The organism is Psychrobacter sp. DWR1-2-3, assembly GCF_049896465.1.
Taxonomy (GTDB): Bacteria; Pseudomonadota; Gammaproteobacteria; order Pseudomonadales; family Moraxellaceae; genus Psychrobacter; species Psychrobacter maritimus.
The window spans coordinates 457907-473636 of record NZ_JAFCUJ010000003.1; the positions used below are offsets into that span (position 1 = coordinate 457907).

General features: G+C 42.1%; 12 protein-coding genes. 9 read left to right on the forward strand and 3 right to left on the reverse strand.

Annotation, left to right across the window (positions count from 1 at the left end):
- Positions 1–50: 50 nt before the first annotated feature.
- Together dnaN and dnaA are read right to left on the reverse strand one after the other, a co-directional pair.
- Positions 51–1226 (reverse strand): DNA polymerase III subunit beta, encoded by a 1176-nt coding sequence (gene dnaN, locus ACP7AA_RS08305; RefSeq protein WP_426223225.1) that lies wholly within the window; start codon positions 1224–1226, stop codon positions 51–53.
- Positions 1227–1417: 191 nt separating this feature from the next.
- Positions 1418–2863, reverse strand: coding sequence for a chromosomal replication initiator protein DnaA (gene dnaA, locus ACP7AA_RS08310; protein WP_426223226.1), 1446 nt, complete (start codon positions 2861–2863; stop codon positions 1418–1420).
- 622 nt (positions 2864–3485) lie between these two features.
- On the opposite strand from dnaA, the gene rpmH reads away from it, so the two are divergent.
- From rpmH to ACP7AA_RS08350, 8 genes are all read left to right on the forward strand, one after another.
- Positions 3486–3620 carry a 50S ribosomal protein L34 gene (gene rpmH, locus ACP7AA_RS08315; RefSeq protein WP_007394757.1) on the forward strand — a complete coding sequence of 45 codons (135 nt, stop codon included), beginning with the start codon at positions 3486–3488 and terminating at the stop codon, positions 3618–3620.
- A 200-nt stretch (positions 3621–3820) separates the two neighbouring features.
- On the forward strand, positions 3821–4192 hold the full coding sequence (gene rnpA / locus ACP7AA_RS08320) for a ribonuclease P protein component (RefSeq protein ID WP_426223227.1): 372 nt from the start codon (positions 3821–3823) through the stop codon (positions 4190–4192).
- A 1-nt stretch (position 4193) separates the two neighbouring features.
- The gene (gene yidD, locus ACP7AA_RS08325) at positions 4194–4568 is read left to right on the forward strand and encodes a membrane protein insertion efficiency factor YidD (protein ID WP_426223228.1); all 375 of its coding nucleotides are present in this window, start codon (positions 4194–4196) and stop codon (positions 4566–4568) included.
- Positions 4569–4784: 216 nt separating this feature from the next.
- Positions 4785–6467 carry a membrane protein insertase YidC gene (gene yidC, locus ACP7AA_RS08330; RefSeq protein WP_426223229.1) on the forward strand — a complete coding sequence of 561 codons (1683 nt, stop codon included), beginning with the start codon at positions 4785–4787 and terminating at the stop codon, positions 6465–6467.
- 183 nt (positions 6468–6650) lie between these two features.
- Complete coding sequence (gene mnmE, locus ACP7AA_RS08335) at positions 6651–8117, forward strand: tRNA uridine-5-carboxymethylaminomethyl(34) synthesis GTPase MnmE (protein WP_426223230.1); 1467 nt, start codon at positions 6651–6653, stop codon at positions 8115–8117.
- Between the two features lie 148 nt (positions 8118–8265).
- On the forward strand, positions 8266–8724 hold the full coding sequence (nrdR, locus tag ACP7AA_RS08340; RefSeq protein ID WP_149490272.1) for a transcriptional regulator NrdR: 459 nt from the start codon (positions 8266–8268) through the stop codon (positions 8722–8724).
- Positions 8725–8833: 109 nt separating this feature from the next.
- A complete protein-coding gene (ribD, locus tag ACP7AA_RS08345) occupies positions 8834–9889 on the forward strand; it encodes a bifunctional diaminohydroxyphosphoribosylaminopyrimidine deaminase/5-amino-6-(5-phosphoribosylamino)uracil reductase RibD (protein WP_426223231.1) in 1056 nt (351 codons plus the stop codon).
- 478 nt (positions 9890–10367) lie between these two features.
- Positions 10368–11042 carry a riboflavin synthase gene (locus ACP7AA_RS08350; RefSeq protein WP_426223232.1) on the forward strand — a complete coding sequence of 225 codons (675 nt, stop codon included), beginning with the start codon at positions 10368–10370 and terminating at the stop codon, positions 11040–11042.
- 259 nt (positions 11043–11301) lie between these two features.
- Here ACP7AA_RS08350 and ACP7AA_RS08355 read toward each other — a convergent pair whose 3' ends face one another.
- Positions 11302–14295, reverse strand: coding sequence for a response regulator (locus tag ACP7AA_RS08355; RefSeq protein ID WP_426223233.1), 2994 nt, complete (start codon positions 14293–14295; stop codon positions 11302–11304).
- Between the two features lie 233 nt (positions 14296–14528).
- Here ACP7AA_RS08355 and fmt point away from each other — a divergent pair, with 233 nt between their 5' ends.
- Positions 14529–15635, forward strand: a complete 1107-nt coding sequence (gene fmt, locus ACP7AA_RS08360; RefSeq protein WP_288727437.1) for a methionyl-tRNA formyltransferase — start codon at positions 14529–14531, stop codon at positions 15633–15635.
- Positions 15636–15730 lie beyond the last annotated feature (95 nt).

Consider the following 15730-nt stretch of genomic DNA (forward strand, 5'->3'; position numbering starts at 1 on the left):
TATTTAGTAAGCAAAAGTTTATTACTGTTATTTTTCATAAGGTCACCAAGTTATATACGCATAGGCATAATAACATACTGATGAAAGTCATCATTGAGCTGATTGACCAATACCGAGGCATTGGATTGGCTCATATGCATTTGCAAATCACCTTGAATCACGCCCAAAACGTCTTGTAGATACGCCGCATTAAATGACAACTCCATCGGCTCGCCTTGGTACTTTGCTTGTATCATCTCGACTGCCTCGTCTTGCTCAGCATTATTAGCACGAACTTCTACCATGCCATCACTGGCAAAATTAAACACCACACCGCGAGATTTCTCATTACTTAAAATTGCCACACGGCGCAGCACATCAGTCATTTTTTCTTGGTTAAATAGTGCCAATTTATCTGTATTACTTGGCATGACACGGCGATAATCCGGGAATTTACCATCGATAAGACGCGCGGTAAAGGTCACCATTAAATCATCACTCACCTGCCCTGTACTATCCACATCACCAAAGGGTAAGCTTACTTGTAAGAATTCACGGCCAAAACTCAATGTCACAGCGTTATCTTTGTCGCCCAGCATCTTGCCAAGCTCAGAAGCCAAACGCTCAAGCTCAATCACAGCTTTACGCGGCAAAATCGCCTGCATATTTAAGTCGCTACTAACGTCAATAACGCTACGAGCTAACGCCAATCTATGGCCGTCGGTGGCAACCGTAGTCAGCTGCTGCTGTGAAACATCAAACAACATACCCGTTAGATAGTAACGGACATCTTGAATCGCCATCGCAAATTGGGTTTTATGAATCAAATCCGTCAAACGGCTACGGCTAATGGTTAAAGGTGTGATATTTTCAGGATTACCAAGACTTGGATAGTCTTCGCTAGGTAATGTCCCTAAAGTGAAACGACTTTTGCCACTGGTCAACAAACAACGCTCATTTTCTTGCGTGGTAAGATTGACTTGCGCTTGCGACGGCAGTGATTTACAAATATCTTTGAGCTTAGTCGCAGGTAACGTCGTTGTACCTGCTTCAATACAAGCACCGGCAGGCAATTTCAACGTCGATGTCAGCTCTACTTCTAAATCAGATGCGGTCAAAATCAGCGCTGATTCAGACAACTGTAGCTTAATATTACCCAAGATAACCATATTATGGCGCTTATCAGCAGCCTTGGCGATCAAGTTAATAGCTTTTAGTAACGACTCTCGATTAATCGATAATTGCATGCTTAGTTACTCTTGTTTATTAGTTGCTCTTATTAAAAGGATTTTTTATAGGGTTTTAATTTATATAATTTTAAAATAATAGCTTAATAATACCCTGTCTACTAACGATAATCCATACGGCTTGTGTCTACTGCTACTCAAAGTATTATAAACCATATCTGCTTACGACAACATTGCGATACCACAAGCCTCTAACCCGCTTGCAGCATTAAAGCCAAGGTCTTGTAATCCTTATCAAACGCCGGATCGGCAGCGCGTAGCTCATTTACTTTATCACAAGCATGCATCACGGTCGTATGGTCGCGGCCGCCAAATGACTGTCCAATCTCAGGAAAGCTCTCACTCGTTAGCTCACGTGACAATGCCATCGCAATTTGACGCGGTCTTGCGATACTGCGCGTACGTTTGCGTCCCATCATATCTTTGATTGTAATATCGTAATATTCAGCAACCACTTTACGAATATTGTCCATATTCACGGCTTGCACGCGCATCGCAACGATATCTTTTAGCGCGTATTGCACCATCTCAAGCGTAATGGGCGCGCCCGTAAGGTTGGCATTGGCAAATACCTGATTGAGCGCACCTTCTAACCGCCTGACGTTAGAAACCACATTTTGAGCGATAAATAAAGCACATTCTTTAGGAAGACTCATTCCGTACGATGCCGCTTTTCTCTGTAAGATTTGTACACGTGTATCAATCTCAGGAGGATCAACCGCAACCGTCAAACCCCACGAAAAACGCGACCTAAAACGTTCATCAAACTCCGTCATCTGTGATGGATGGCGATCTGATGCCAAAATCAATTGCTTATCACCACTGGTAAAATCTGCAAATAAAGTCAAAAACTCATTACTACTTTTTGTCTTTCCTGCTAATACGTGAATATCATCTACAATTAATAAGTCTACTTTTTTTATTTTCTTTTTAAAATCTTCTATTTTATTATTTCTTAATGAATAAACTAATTGATTAATAAATTTCTCAGAAGTGAAATAATAAAAACTTAGATTATTTTTTAAATAGCGATGCGCTACAGAATGCATTAAATGTGTTTTTCCCAAACCAGAAGGTCCGTATATAAATAAAGGATTATGCCGATTTTTTGATTGGCGTTTTCCAAGCTCATAACAGGCCTTGTAAGCCAGATTATTGGACTTACCAGTGACAAAGGTTTCAAAGGTGAAGTCGGGATTTAGATAGCTTAATGATTTGGCATCGGCAGACTCGATCAGTTCTGCATGACGCATATTGGCATCAATATCTGCTCTAGCAATATTATTATGCGTGGTTTGAAAACTGTGATCTACCGGGGGAGGGGAGGGCTTATCGTCTTCAAACAATGAGCCTGACTGTGATTGATGGCTGTCATCCATGTCACGACCCGCATTATCAACACGAACAATCACCTCTTCGATACTACCTTGGCTATGTTTAGCGACCAGCTGTTGGATATCTTGCAGATGATTCTTTTTAATGTAGGTCACAAAGTAATCATTAGGAGCAAGAATAATCAAGCTATTGGCTTCTTGATGCGCCGATAATGGTCTTAACCACATCGTAAAGACGTTGTCTTTAACGTGATAACGTAAGTCATTTAGGCATTTATCCCAAATAGATGCTGTATCAATCATGAAAAGTACTAACCCCATAGTCCAAAATAATTGATCAAAAGAACAATTTTTTTATTGTTAAAATCACTGAATCTTTACCTATAGAGTGAATCGTTTCTTACCTAAGAGACTCTATGGTGAGATTACTCAAAACCATACATCAGCTAGGGGGCTAATCTAACACAAACAGCCTGTGGATAACACCTTGTTTTTTGTGGATAAGGCTGTGGATAGTTTTGTGGACAAGTAAACAACGCGAGTTATCCATATTTCACCCACAGGTTATCCACAACCTTACCCATAGTCTAATATTTTGATATTAAAAGAAAAAACTGAGTTAGCCACAGATAATACGGCTCCCAATAACAACAATACTTATATATATTAATAGTTAATTATTATAGAGACCGACAAAAATTGTGGATAACTTTTAAAATTCAATTATCAAAACAGATGTTTTCAGTGGGTAAATTGGTATTAGAAATCAGTGTTTTTTAACAATGAATAATTGAAAAGACTATTTTCTCTGATATAAAACTTATCTGTATAAACACAGACTTAATTAGTTTATTGACCAAGATACTATGCGGTGGTATAATCCTCCGTTATTACGAATTTAGTCCATTATTTTGATAGGTGAGTTATGAAACGTACATTCCAACCAAGCGTGATCAAGCGTAAACGTACTCACGGTTTCCGTGCTCGTATGGCAACTAAAAAAGGCCGTCAGGTCTTAGCTCGTCGCCGCGCTAAAGGACGTCATCGCCTTACTGTATAATCAGTAGATTGCGATAAGCATGGCTCATAGTGCTTGTTGTGTTTCTATTATTTATAGATTGCGATCGTCAATCATCACAACTGACACTTAGCCATATATTAAAAGCGCCCACATCGGCGCTTTTTTTGTCTCTATACTTTATGATTATTTCTACGCTACTATTTCTGCTATTGTTATCAGCTCTTATACTAGGTTGTACTATGTCTAATACTGTTTCAGCGCCACCTAATGCTCGCTTCACCAAAGCGCAGCGCTTACTCACGCCTGCAGCCTTTCGTGAGGTGTTTGATGCACCTGAGCGTAAGCTTCATCAGAGCCATCTAATGGCGTTTGTGCGTACCAATACCCATGAGCAGCCTCGAGTCGGTATGGCCATTACTAAACGTAAAGTGCCCACTGCTGTTGCGCGAAATTTAATTAAGCGTCAAGTACGTGAACAGTTTCGCATAAAAGCTAGTAACTTAGAAAATAAAGATATTGTTTTTATTATTAAACAATCTATAAAAGGTTTAAGTAATAAAGAATTGATTAATGAGATTAATAATATATTTAAAAAAATAGAAAAAAAATAAAATGAATTATTTATTAAAAACAATAAATAAAATTTTCTATAATTTGTTTTATTGTTTTATTGTGTTTTATCAAAAGATAATTAGTCCTATATTACCTGCTCGCTGTCGTTATTATCCAACTTGCTCAAATTACGGTAAACAAGCTTTAGCTTGGCATGGTGTTTGGTCAGGTAGTTGGCTGTTATTAAAACGTATTGGCCGCTGTCATCCTTTGGGCGGACATGGCATTGATTTTGTGCCGTTACCTTTATCTACTTATTATTACCAATATTTAGCCCCTATCGCACTTGCTGACGTCAGAGGGCAAGGTTTATATGTTTTTAGAGATACGACAAGCTATGTTTCGCGCCTAAATCATATGATGAAACGGGCCTAAATCTTATTAGTAACAAGGCCGTTGTGGATATCTATTTAGTTACCCACAAGTTATCCACACTCTTGGTATCATTTAGAGTGGTTTTTTAGTAAAATGATGAACATTTTATGTGATTGACTGCTGATATTGCCGCTAGGAATACGGGTTAATACTCTGTGGTGGTCATGACACATGCCTGATTTTTCATTCCCTAATTTTTTAATCTAGGAAAGGTTTATGCAAAAGATATTTCGGGTGATGATCATCATTGCGATGCTAATCACCGCTTATCTGCTGATTTTGGCATGGCGAGATGATTATGCCGATGCGCCAGCTGTAGACACGGTGCCAAAAACTGCAACATCGGTAGGAGCGGATATTCCTTCGACCAGCGGCGCAGCAGGCGACATTCCAGTACAGACGTTACCAGTAAATACGGGTGCGGTAGCAGCAACACCTGCTGCTAATACCGGTCTTATCACGGTAACTACCGATCGCTATGACATCAAAATCAATCCAGAAGGCGGTGATATCGTTTATGCTGCACTAAAGCAGTATGATGCGACGCTCGATAGTGATAAGCCTTTTGTGTTGTTAGAAAATAATAGCAATCGCGTTTATGTCGCACAGTCTGGTCTGATTGGTCAAAATGGTATCGATACCGCAGAAGGCCGCGCTAAATACAGCCACACTGCTAACAACTATGTGATGGAGAAAGGTCAGCAAACGCTGTCAGTACCGCTTACCTATAAAAAAGACGGCGTAACGGTTACTAAGACCTTTACCTTTACCCAAGACAAATATCCGATTGATATCAGCTATCAAATTCAAAACGCTTCTGCCAATGCCTGGCAAGGGCAGATGTTTGCACAGTTAAAACGTGATGATAGTAAAGATCCTGGAATGTCTGATAAAGGCGCGCTAAGCATGGCGACTTATTTGGGCGGGGCTTGGGGCACACCTGATGACCCTTATAATAAGCTAAAATTCGGCAAGTTTAATGATGGTGAGTTGACCACCACCAGCGATAAAGGTTGGGTTGGCATCGTACAGCATTACTTCGTATCTGCTTGGACGCCGGAAAACTTTACGGGTAAATTCTTTAGCCGCGAAACGGGTGATGAGTATTTTATCGGCTTTAACAGTCAACCTGTCAATGTGGCGCCAAATAAGCAAGTGACTTTGAATGCAACCTTATATGCTGGTCCAAAAGTACAGTCTGAGCTCAAAGAAGTCGCAGTAGGTTTGAACCAAACCGTCGATTATGGCTTGTTATGGCCAATATCGAAGATATTATTTGCCGTTTTGGATGGTATTCATAAAGTTATCGGTAACTGGGGTTGGTCAATTATTTTACTGACTATCTTAGTGAAAATTGCCCTGATGTGGTTCTCGAATAAGAGCTACTATTCAATGGCAAAAATGCGTGCTATCGCGCCACGACTAGCGGTATTGAAAGAAGAGCACGGCGACGATCGCATGAAAATGTCGCAAGAAATGATGGCAATTTATAAAGAAGAAAAGGTCAATCCGATGGCGGGTTGTTTGCCAATTCTGATGCAAATGCCAATTTTCCTAGCGCTATATTGGGTGTTGGTTGAAAGTGTTGAGCTGCGTCATGCGCCTTGGATTTTGTGGATTCAAGATTTATCAGCGATGGATCCGTGGTTCATTTTACCATTGCTCATGGGTGCGTCGATGTTTGTACAGCAGCAGCTAAACCCGCAGCCAGCTGATCCAATGCAAGCGAAAGTGATGAAGTTTTTACCGATTATCTTCACCGCATTTATGTTATTCTTCCCAGCAGGTTTGGTTCTATACTGGACCGTGAATAACTTATTCAGTATGACACAGCAGTACTTAATCAACCGCAAAGTTGAAGAAGAGCAAAAACGTCGTACCGTTAAAGTTCTGGACTAAGCAGCTTATTGATTGATAAAAACCATCGCTCCGGCGGTGGTTTTTTTGTGCTAAAAAATGGCGTTTTATTGCATTCATAACCGAGGAAAATAGGCATGCGTCACGGTTTTGAAAATTGCTCATAGAAGTTTGCTTTGTCAGTGTGCATCAAGCCGTCTATAATGGGGTTTTTGCTTATTGAGAATGATTGTGGATTCTTTAGAGATAGCACAAGCCGCCGATAATTTAGATGAGTCACCTAAAAAGTCTAATCTATCTAGCCTTCCAACCATTGCGGCGATTGCCACACCGCTTGGGCGAGGTGGCGTCGGGGTGATTCGTCTGTCGGGCGCACGTGCTTATGATATTGCGTGTCAGCTCACGGGTAAGTTGGCTTTTACGCCGCGTATGGCCAGTTTTTGCCGTTTTTATCAGGCTGATGGCACGACCATTGATGAAGGTTTGGTGCTTTATTTCAAAGGTCCGCACTCGTTTACCGGCGAAGATGTGATTGAGCTGCAAGGTCATGGCGGCATGATTTTGCAAAATCAGCTGTTAGCGCGGGTGTTTGAATTGGGCGCAAAACAAGCGGGCGCAGGGGAATTCTCTTACCGTGCTTTTGATAACGATAAACTGGATTTGGTGCAAGCAGAAGCTATCGCTGACGCTATTGATGCCACTAGTGTCGCCGCTGCCAGTAGTGCGATTCGCTCGCTTAGCGGTGAGTTTTCACAAAAAATTAACCAGTTACTTGAGCAGTTGATTCATCTGCGCTTGCACGTTGAAGCGGCGATTGATTTTCCCGATGAAGAAGACGTTGATTTTTTATCTGATGGGGTTATCCAAGATAAGCTTGAGCAAACGCAAGCTAAAATACAGCAAGTGCTAGCGACTGCCAAGCAAGGTCAGCTATTACGCGATGGCATTCATGTGGTGCTTGCAGGCAGACCCAATGCCGGTAAATCAAGCTTGCTGAATCGCTTAGCAGGGCAAGAGCGTGCTATCGTTACCGACGTTGCTGGGACAACGCGCGATACGCTGCAAGAAACCGTCGTGCTGAACGGTTTGACGCTGCATTTGACCGATACCGCAGGTTTGCGCGAGACTGAAGATACGGTCGAGCGTATCGGTATTGAACGTGCCCGTACCGCTATCACGCAGGCTGATATGCTGCTGATGGTTTATGATGTGACTCGTGACCTTGAAAGCGATAGCACACCGCTACAGTTGGCTGAACAGCTATTTGGTGAGTTGCCAGAAGCCAAGCGCTTACTGATTATTGCCAATAAAAGCGATTTATTAAACGATAGCAGCAGTAATGAGATAACTTCTATTTCGCAAGCAGAAGTCAAAAGTCGTGGCTACGAACAGGTCAATGTTTCATGTGAAACAGGCGCGGGCATTGATGACTTAGTCGAAACCTTATGTGCTAAAGTAGGTTTTCATCCGCCAGAAAATAGCTTAATCGCCCGTACGCGTCATTTAGATGCGTTAAGAAGAACGGCTGAATATTTAGCAGAAGCTCATGAGCAGCTGACAGTTTTTAAAGCCGGAGAGTTAGTCGCAGAAAGCTTACGCCAAGCGCAGCATAGTTTGGGTGAGATTACTGGTGAATTTAGCGCTGATGATTTATTAGGTAAGATTTTCGGTAGCTTCTGTATTGGTAAATGATGTCATTATTGATGTCTTTAAGTTGCTTAGCCTCAAATTGCTTAGCCTTAAATATGTTTCATATTAATCATTAAATCTATTGTTCAGATACCATTGTTTATGCCGTAATTGCTCCTATAGCGCTTAATATTAAGACAAGGAATAGAGTATGCATTGCCCCTATTGTAATGCGTCAGATACCAAGGTTATCGACTCACGGCTGGCTGCTGAAGGCGCGCAGGTGCGTCGCCGTCGCTCATGTAATAGCTGTCAGGAACGCTTTACGACCTTTGAGGTGGTAGAAGTGGTGATGCCACGTATTATCAAATCAAGTGGCAAAATCGAACCTTATGATAATGATAAATTGCGCCGCTCGATTTTATTACCCTTACAAAAACGCCCGATTACCATTGATGAACAAGAAGCGATGATTAGCCGTATTGAAAAGCGCGTACGGCAAATGGGCGAGCGCGAAGTCAGTAGTAAAGTGCTAGGTGAAATTATCATGAGTGAGCTTAAAACGCTCGATGATGTCGCTTATGTGCGCTTTGCCAGTGTCTATCGTGACTTTCAAGATATCGACGCTTTTCATCAAGAGATTGCCAATATCCGTCCTAACGAAAAATAAGCATGACTCATGCTAAGTGTTTAGCCTGCTTGCAAGTTTATATTTCTTATTCGCTCTACTCTATAAAATCTTTAATAATAATTATCAATCATTGATTAAGTCCACCTTTATGCCAAACTCAAATCATTCTAAAGATGCCAAAGATCGCTATTTTATGATGCTTGCCATTGAGCAGGCCAAGCGTGGTTTGTATACGACGCGTCCCAATCCGGCTGTCGGTTGCGTGTTGGTGCAAGCAGACGAGGTAGTGGGTCAAGGTTTTCATCCTAAAGCGGGGCAGCCGCATGCTGAGGTTTTCGCCCTAAAAGATGCCGGTACGCGAGCCATGGGCGCAACTGCTTATGTGACTTTAGAGCCTTGTAGTCATACTGGGCGCACACCGCCTTGCGCGCGAGCACTTATTGAATCCGGTGTAAAACGTGTCGTCATCGCTGGTCTCGACCCCAATCCTCAAGTGGCTGGTCGCGGTGTGAAACTATTAGAACAAGCGGGCATAGCCGTAACCGTTGGCGTGCTAACCGCGCAAGCAGAAGCCTTAAATAAAGGTTTTTTAAAGGCGATGCGCAGCCAAATGCCTTATGTCAGGCTTAAGATTGCCACCAGTCTTGACGGTCGGACGGCCATGGCGTCTGGAGAGTCTAAATGGATTACGGGCACGGCTGCGCGTGAAGATGTACAGAAACTACGCGCGCAAAGTGGCGCTATTATCACGGGTAGCGAAACGGTCATCGTTGATAATCCGCAATTAAACGTACGCTCAAACCAGTTGGGTGTCGCGCCTGAGCAAGTGCCGCCGCCTAAAGTAGTGATACTGGATAGACGAGGGCGACTAAAACACGATTTGCAGTCTGACTATCCGCTATGCCATCGCTCAGATACATTATATTGGCGGGAAGAGAATTTAATCGAATTATTAAAAAGCCTAGTGCGCGACTATCAATGTTATGACGTACTGGTAGAGGCAGGGGCAAGTGTCGCTGGTAGTTTTTTACAACAGCAACTGGTAGATGAGCTCATTGTCTATCAAGCACCTTGCTTATTAGGCACGCAAGCACGGCCTATGGTTGCTATCAATCCGTTATCGTTAGCGCAGCAGCTACGTTTTGAGATTTATTGTTATGAGCAATTGGGCGCTGACCTTAAGCTGACCTTGTACCCTTTATAAGCCTTCTGCTAGATACTCTTGTTTTTCAATGTTTTATCCACAAGATTAGACCTATTAATAGGGTATGTGGATAAACATAATAGTTTAATGAAGGTTTCACATGAAACTGTGTATAACTTTGTTTCACATGAAACTTGTTAGTGGTTATTGATAATAGTGTTTATAATTAATTCATTTAGAATCAATAACTTATGTATGTTTTTTATTTCTAATAAAAAATTAGCAAGAAATAGACTTTCTGTGGATAACTCTTTAAACACCAATGTTTTAACCCTGCTATGTCTTGAATTATCCTTAGTTATCCACAACTTATCCCATAATTCTTCTTATTCTCGCTAGGTTTATAATAAACGTCATAGCTATCATAAAATCTAATAGTTGCCATTATTGACGAATTTATTGATGGATTCACATGAAACAATAGGCTTAAATAATATATTCTGCCTTTAACGGCAATAAAAAATGAAAAGAGGTTGATATGTTTACCGGAATTATAGAAAGCGTCGGCAAAGTAAAGTCTATGCAGCCGACTGGCGGTGATATCCGTCTAACGATAGAATCTGACGGTTTGGATTTTAGTGATGTAAAACTGGGAGATTCGATCGCTTCTAATGGCATCTGTTTGACCGTGGTCGAGTTTGGTAGTAATTACTACTCTGTTGATGTTTCACGTGAAACGATTGCTCGTACGGCTTTAGCGGAATTAAAGCCGGGTCATATTGTGAACCTAGAGAAAGCAATGCTACCGACCACCCGTTTTGGTGGGCATATCGTCGCCGGTCACGTCGATGGCGTAGGCGTGGTCAGTAAGCTGCAAAAAGATGCGCGTTCACTTTATATCGAAGTTGAGATACCACACGAGCTGGCGCATTATACGGCGACCAAAGGTTCTATTACCCTTGATGGTATCAGCCTGACCACCAATTTAGTACACGATAATATCGTTGCGCTGAATATCATTCCGCATACCGCGCAAGTGACCAATATAGCGCAGCATTGGTTGCTAGGAGCTAAGGTCAATGTAGAAGTGGATATCGTGGCGCGCTATTTAGAGCGTTTGTTGAATAAATCGCAAGCAGATAGCTCAAATACAAGCAGTCCACAGAGCAAGATTACCGAGGCGTTTTTGGCAGATAATGGTTTTATGAAATAACGGCTAAAGTCTAAATTTATAACTGTCCTTCTGGTGATTTAGCTGTGATGCTGCTTTAATAAGGCTGGCAAATATTGCAAACGCATACTAGAGCGTGTCTTCAATTCAATCGATGGACATCTAAATGGTCTAAAAATGGCTAAATTTTGCCAAACTTCGTCAAATAGCTGGGTAATATCCCGATATTAACTGCACTAATTTCCTTGTTTGGCTACAATTTATCTCATTTTTATCACCATTTTTAAAATGAGGACATGACCTAGTTTTTAATAAACGTTTGCAAAATCTCTTGCAGTTTAAGTTTATTAATAGGCTTGGCTAAAAACTCATCCATGCCAACTTGCAAGCAGGCGCTGCGATCCTCTTCGGTATTATTTGCCGTCAGTGCAACGATAGGAATATCATCCCCTTGCGCACGAATAGCTTGGGTCGCTTGTAGTCCATCCATCACTGGCATTCGGCAGTCCATCAGAATAAGCGCAATTTCTTGGCGCTGCTCTTTTAACTTATCTAGCGCTTGCTGCCCATCTTCTGCGACCACACTACGATAGCCAAGTTTCGCCAATATTTTACAGGCTATTTTTTGGTTGGTTAAACTGTCTTCTACCACTAAAATTAATGGCGCCAGAGTTTCGCTGCTAGCTTCATCTACAGCTGTGACTAATTGGCTACTATTTTCTTGGGTATTTTCTTTAGTGTCCTCTTCAATATTTTCTGGTTGACTCAAGGTTTGCCTAACAGCCAAGGTCAAACGCAGTAATTCAGAGAGTAACAATGCCACATCGATTGGCTTGTTTAAAAAGCCGTCACACCTATCTAATAGCATAGACGGAATACGGCGTTCAGCTTTCATGCTAACCAATATCTTTGGCAGTGCAGTATCGGCAAGCAAACTGTTTAAAGCCTGTTGTCTATCGATATAAACAGACAGTTCATCTTCCGCTTTTTTATGCAAAGCTGCTATATTTTCTGTGTTTATGCTTTTTATTTTTTCAAAGTCTATATCTTTATCACTGGCTAAGGCTTGATTGGAAAGCGCGATATTTACCTCTTCATAGTATTCATAATCTAGCAGCAAGATAGGGGCGAGGCTCTGCTTCTCTTTTGCTAACCTCTCTCTCAGTTGCTGTAGCGTGCTTCTGTCTATAAAAGTCGAGATGGTGGCTGGTATCGATAAATAGGCGCATAAACGGCGCAGATAGTCAGCTCGCAGCGGTTGTTTGATTACCGCAAGCAGATGAATCTGGGTCAGATGGGGATTAAGGTGGTAGACCGGCTGATAATTTGGCCGCTTGCAAGGCAGGTAAAGATTAAAAGTACTGCCTTTAGCTACCGTGCTTTTTATTTCAATAAAACCACCTAGTAAGCGCGCAAAACTATTGGCATTATTTAACCCGAGCCCTTTCTCAGTGCTGTTATTTTGAATGTAGTTAAGGTTCTGATTTTTGCTTGGGTTATTGGCTTGGCTGCTATTTTGGCTTTGGCGGTTATTTTGATTATTGTTCTGATTAAGATAAGTCAATAGCTGATGTTGCTTTGCTATATCGATGCCTATACCGCTGTCTTTTATACTAAATCGAACCCAATCGTGTGCGGCATGACTGGCGTTTTCTTTATTAATGTCAGTGTTTTCAGGCGTGTTAGTATCTTTATTAACGTCTATCAAAGTTCTGTTTTTGATGGATAATACTTCTGTATTGCTCACCGTATCAATGGTCAATGCCACGTAGCCGGCCGTGGTAAATTTGACCGCATTGTCTAGTAAATTGCGTAATATTTGTTGCAGGCGTTTATGGTCAGTATCAATGCAACGCGGACTGTCCGGTGTAAAAAAGTAAAGGAGCTCTAGCCCTTGGTTTTTCGTCCTTTCTACGACTGATTGACTGACTTCTTGCCCAAGTTTATACAGGTCAACCGCCTCAATATTTAGGCGGGTTTTCCGCACCTCTATCTCACCGATATCTAGCATGTCATTAAGCATGGTAAGCATAGAATGACTGGTTTGAATTAAAATTGTGACAGTTTTATTTTGTTTAGCGGTTAAGGTGCTAGGGTCAATCGGCTCTAAGGTGTCAATCATCGCCTCTAACGGCAGGCGTAAATCATGGCCCATCGTCGATTTAAGGGTATTAAACTCATCAAGTTGGCGTTGTAGCTGCTGGTTTCGTTGTTGTAAGTCCGCGCTTTGATTGACCATCTCATTGATATTATTCAGCAGTACTGTAAAGCCATGTACTTGCCCGTGCTCACCAAACCACGGGGTAATATGCAATTGATAGGCTTTTTTATTATGTAATCCATACACCAATAAGGTACGAGTGACACGCAGCTCTACCAGTTTATATAATAATGCCTGAGTTGTTTCGTCTTCTGCAAAGACAAAATCCGTCAATTGATAATTGCTATCGCTTTGAAAGGGCGTTGCAAATACTTGCTCAAAACGCTGATTAAAAAAGCTGATTTGACCATGTCTCATAATCATCAGCATGGGCAGCGGCGCATGATCAACCAAACGCTCGAGACGATGTTTTAGGGTGGTAATGCGTCGGTGATTATTATGCAGCTGATAACTGATGCGGCTAAGCGCGTGCCCTAAGCGCAAAAACTCAGCCGTGGTTTTATTTTCAATAAACGGCGGCGTGATGTAGGCATCTTTGGCATGGCTGCTTAACTCATCGGTATAAACGAGGAGCTGTTCCCAGTTGGCACGGCGTTTGAGCATATAGAGTAATGCCATGGTAAAAAACATGATGGCTATCATTAAAGGCAGCCAATAGCGATACGATATCCAATTGATATCGAGTGGCTTATGACGCAGGATGGTATAAATCTTATGACCACTTTCAAGCTCAATAGTGCCGATTAAGGCATTATTGTTTACCGTAGAGGCACTAGAATGATTGCTACTAGAAGGCAGTGAAGCGATGACTTTGGGAAAGGTAATACCCCTAAAATCACGCTCATTAGGACGGGTATGACGATGAATATAAGTCTGTCCAGATGGCATCATAAAAATCAGCTGATAGCTGATGTCTTTTAGAAACGGCTTTTTTAAAACCTTTTTAATGTCAGTATTGTCAGGGTTGGCAAGCTCAGAAATCTCATACTGCAATGCATAAAAGCTCTCTATGCTGTCTTGCTTACTATCCTGCCTTATCTCATAAAACATGGTGAAGTAATACACTGACAACATCGCCAATAATGTCAGCGTATAAAAAATCAGCAAGCGTTGGAGAGACTGAAATTGTTGCATAAAAGCATGACCCTAAATCGACCGTAAGTCGGTGTGATGGCGCATCGTAAAATAATGATAAATCTGACAGATTTGCTTGCTATGGCTTATTTGATGAATAAGTAGCTGAGCCTGCTTACTATTATAGAGATAAATAGCACCATTAATAGCGCTGGATGGCTGCTATTACAATCATGGCACAACACCACAAACTCACCTATAATAGGCAAATTAACCATAAATAATGCCTGACTATGACCACACTTGCTGCACAATCTGATATATCTATTGACGCCAATCAAGCTGAGCAAAGCGCCGTAACCGAAATACCAACAGTCGCTAAGCCGCTAAGAGTGATATTTGCCGGTACACCTGAGTTTGCTGCTGTCAGCCTTGAAGCGCTTATCAAGCAGCAAGATGCGTTGAATATAGATATCGTTGCGGTCTATACCCAGCCTGATCGCAAAGCAGGGCGCGGGCAAAAGTTATCAGCGTCTGCCGTCAAGCAAGTGGCATTGGCGCATGGTATTGCGGTTGAGCAGCCTCTCACCTTTAAAAAATCCAGCACAGAAGGTATGGCTGCACGTGAGAATTTACGTACTTATCAGCCAGATGTGATGATTGTTGCGGCTTATGGTCTGATTTTACCGATTGGCGTATTGACCACGCCTACTTATGGCTGTCTAAATATTCATGCTTCGCTGTTGCCACGCTGGCGCGGTGCGGCACCTATTCACCGTGCATTACTGGGTGGCGATTCTGAGACCGGCATTACTATTATGCAGATGGATAAGGGGCTCGATACCGGTGACATGCTCCACAAGGTCAGCGCGCCTATTGAAGCCAATGATACGGCTGCGAGCCTACATGATAAGATGGCTGAGCTTGGCGCTGCGGCCATTAATACGGTATTAAAAGACTTGGCGCATTATCAAGCGCAGGCAGTAGCCCAAGATGACAGCCAAGCCAATTATGCTGAAAAATTGGTCAAAACCGAAGGCGGAATTGACTGGACGCAATCCGCTACAAAGATTGAACGACAAATTCGTGGGCTGACGCCGTGGCCAGGTGCTTATACTTTTTTAGCAGGGCAGCGGGTTAAAATTTTAGCCAGCTTGCCTGTGAACCCATCACAGCAAACCAATGAGCCTGCTGGCACTGTCATCAGCGTTGGCCGCAAAGCGATATTAGTAGCTTGTGGCAAAGAAGATGAGACCAAACAAAAAAGCAATGAAGAATCAGCCAGTACTTTGGCTATCACTAACTTGCAGTTCGCTGGTGGTAAGCCGATGACCGCTGAGCAAATTTGCCATGGTAATCAGTTAAATGATGGCGACCAGTTTACGACCGATTCGAAATAACCTACGCCAAATTAAATCTGTATATTTTAATATCGGTAATTTAATACCAAATAATCCAACTTTTATCAGACGCGATCGACCAGACGTCAAGGAAA

Bases quoted from the DNA above. Each gene is read 5' to 3' on its own strand.
- dnaN (WP_426223225.1), bottom strand. From the start codon at position 1,226: ATGCAATTATCGATTAATCGAGAGTCGTTACTAAAAGCTATTAACTTG.
- dnaA (WP_426223226.1), bottom strand. From the start codon at position 2,863: ATGATTGATACAGCATCTATTTGGGATAAATGCCTAAATGACTTACGT.
- rpmH (WP_007394757.1), top strand. From the start codon at position 3,486: ATGAAACGTACATTCCAACCAAGCGTGATCAAGCGTAAACGTACTCAC.
- rnpA (WP_426223227.1), top strand. From the start codon at position 3,821: ATGTCTAATACTGTTTCAGCGCCACCTAATGCTCGCTTCACCAAAGCG.
- yidD (WP_426223228.1), top strand. From the start codon at position 4,194: ATGAATTATTTATTAAAAACAATAAATAAAATTTTCTATAATTTGTTT.
- yidC (WP_426223229.1), top strand. From the start codon at position 4,785: ATGCAAAAGATATTTCGGGTGATGATCATCATTGCGATGCTAATCACC.
- mnmE (WP_426223230.1), top strand. From the start codon at position 6,651: ATGATTGTGGATTCTTTAGAGATAGCACAAGCCGCCGATAATTTAGAT.
- nrdR (WP_149490272.1), top strand. From the start codon at position 8,266: ATGCATTGCCCCTATTGTAATGCGTCAGATACCAAGGTTATCGACTCA.
- ribD (WP_426223231.1), top strand. From the start codon at position 8,834: ATGCCAAACTCAAATCATTCTAAAGATGCCAAAGATCGCTATTTTATG.
- ACP7AA_RS08350 (WP_426223232.1), top strand. From the start codon at position 10,368: ATGTTTACCGGAATTATAGAAAGCGTCGGCAAAGTAAAGTCTATGCAG.
- ACP7AA_RS08355 (WP_426223233.1), bottom strand. From the start codon at position 14,295: ATGCAACAATTTCAGTCTCTCCAACGCTTGCTGATTTTTTATACGCTG.
- fmt (WP_288727437.1), top strand. From the start codon at position 14,529: ATGACCACACTTGCTGCACAATCTGATATATCTATTGACGCCAATCAA.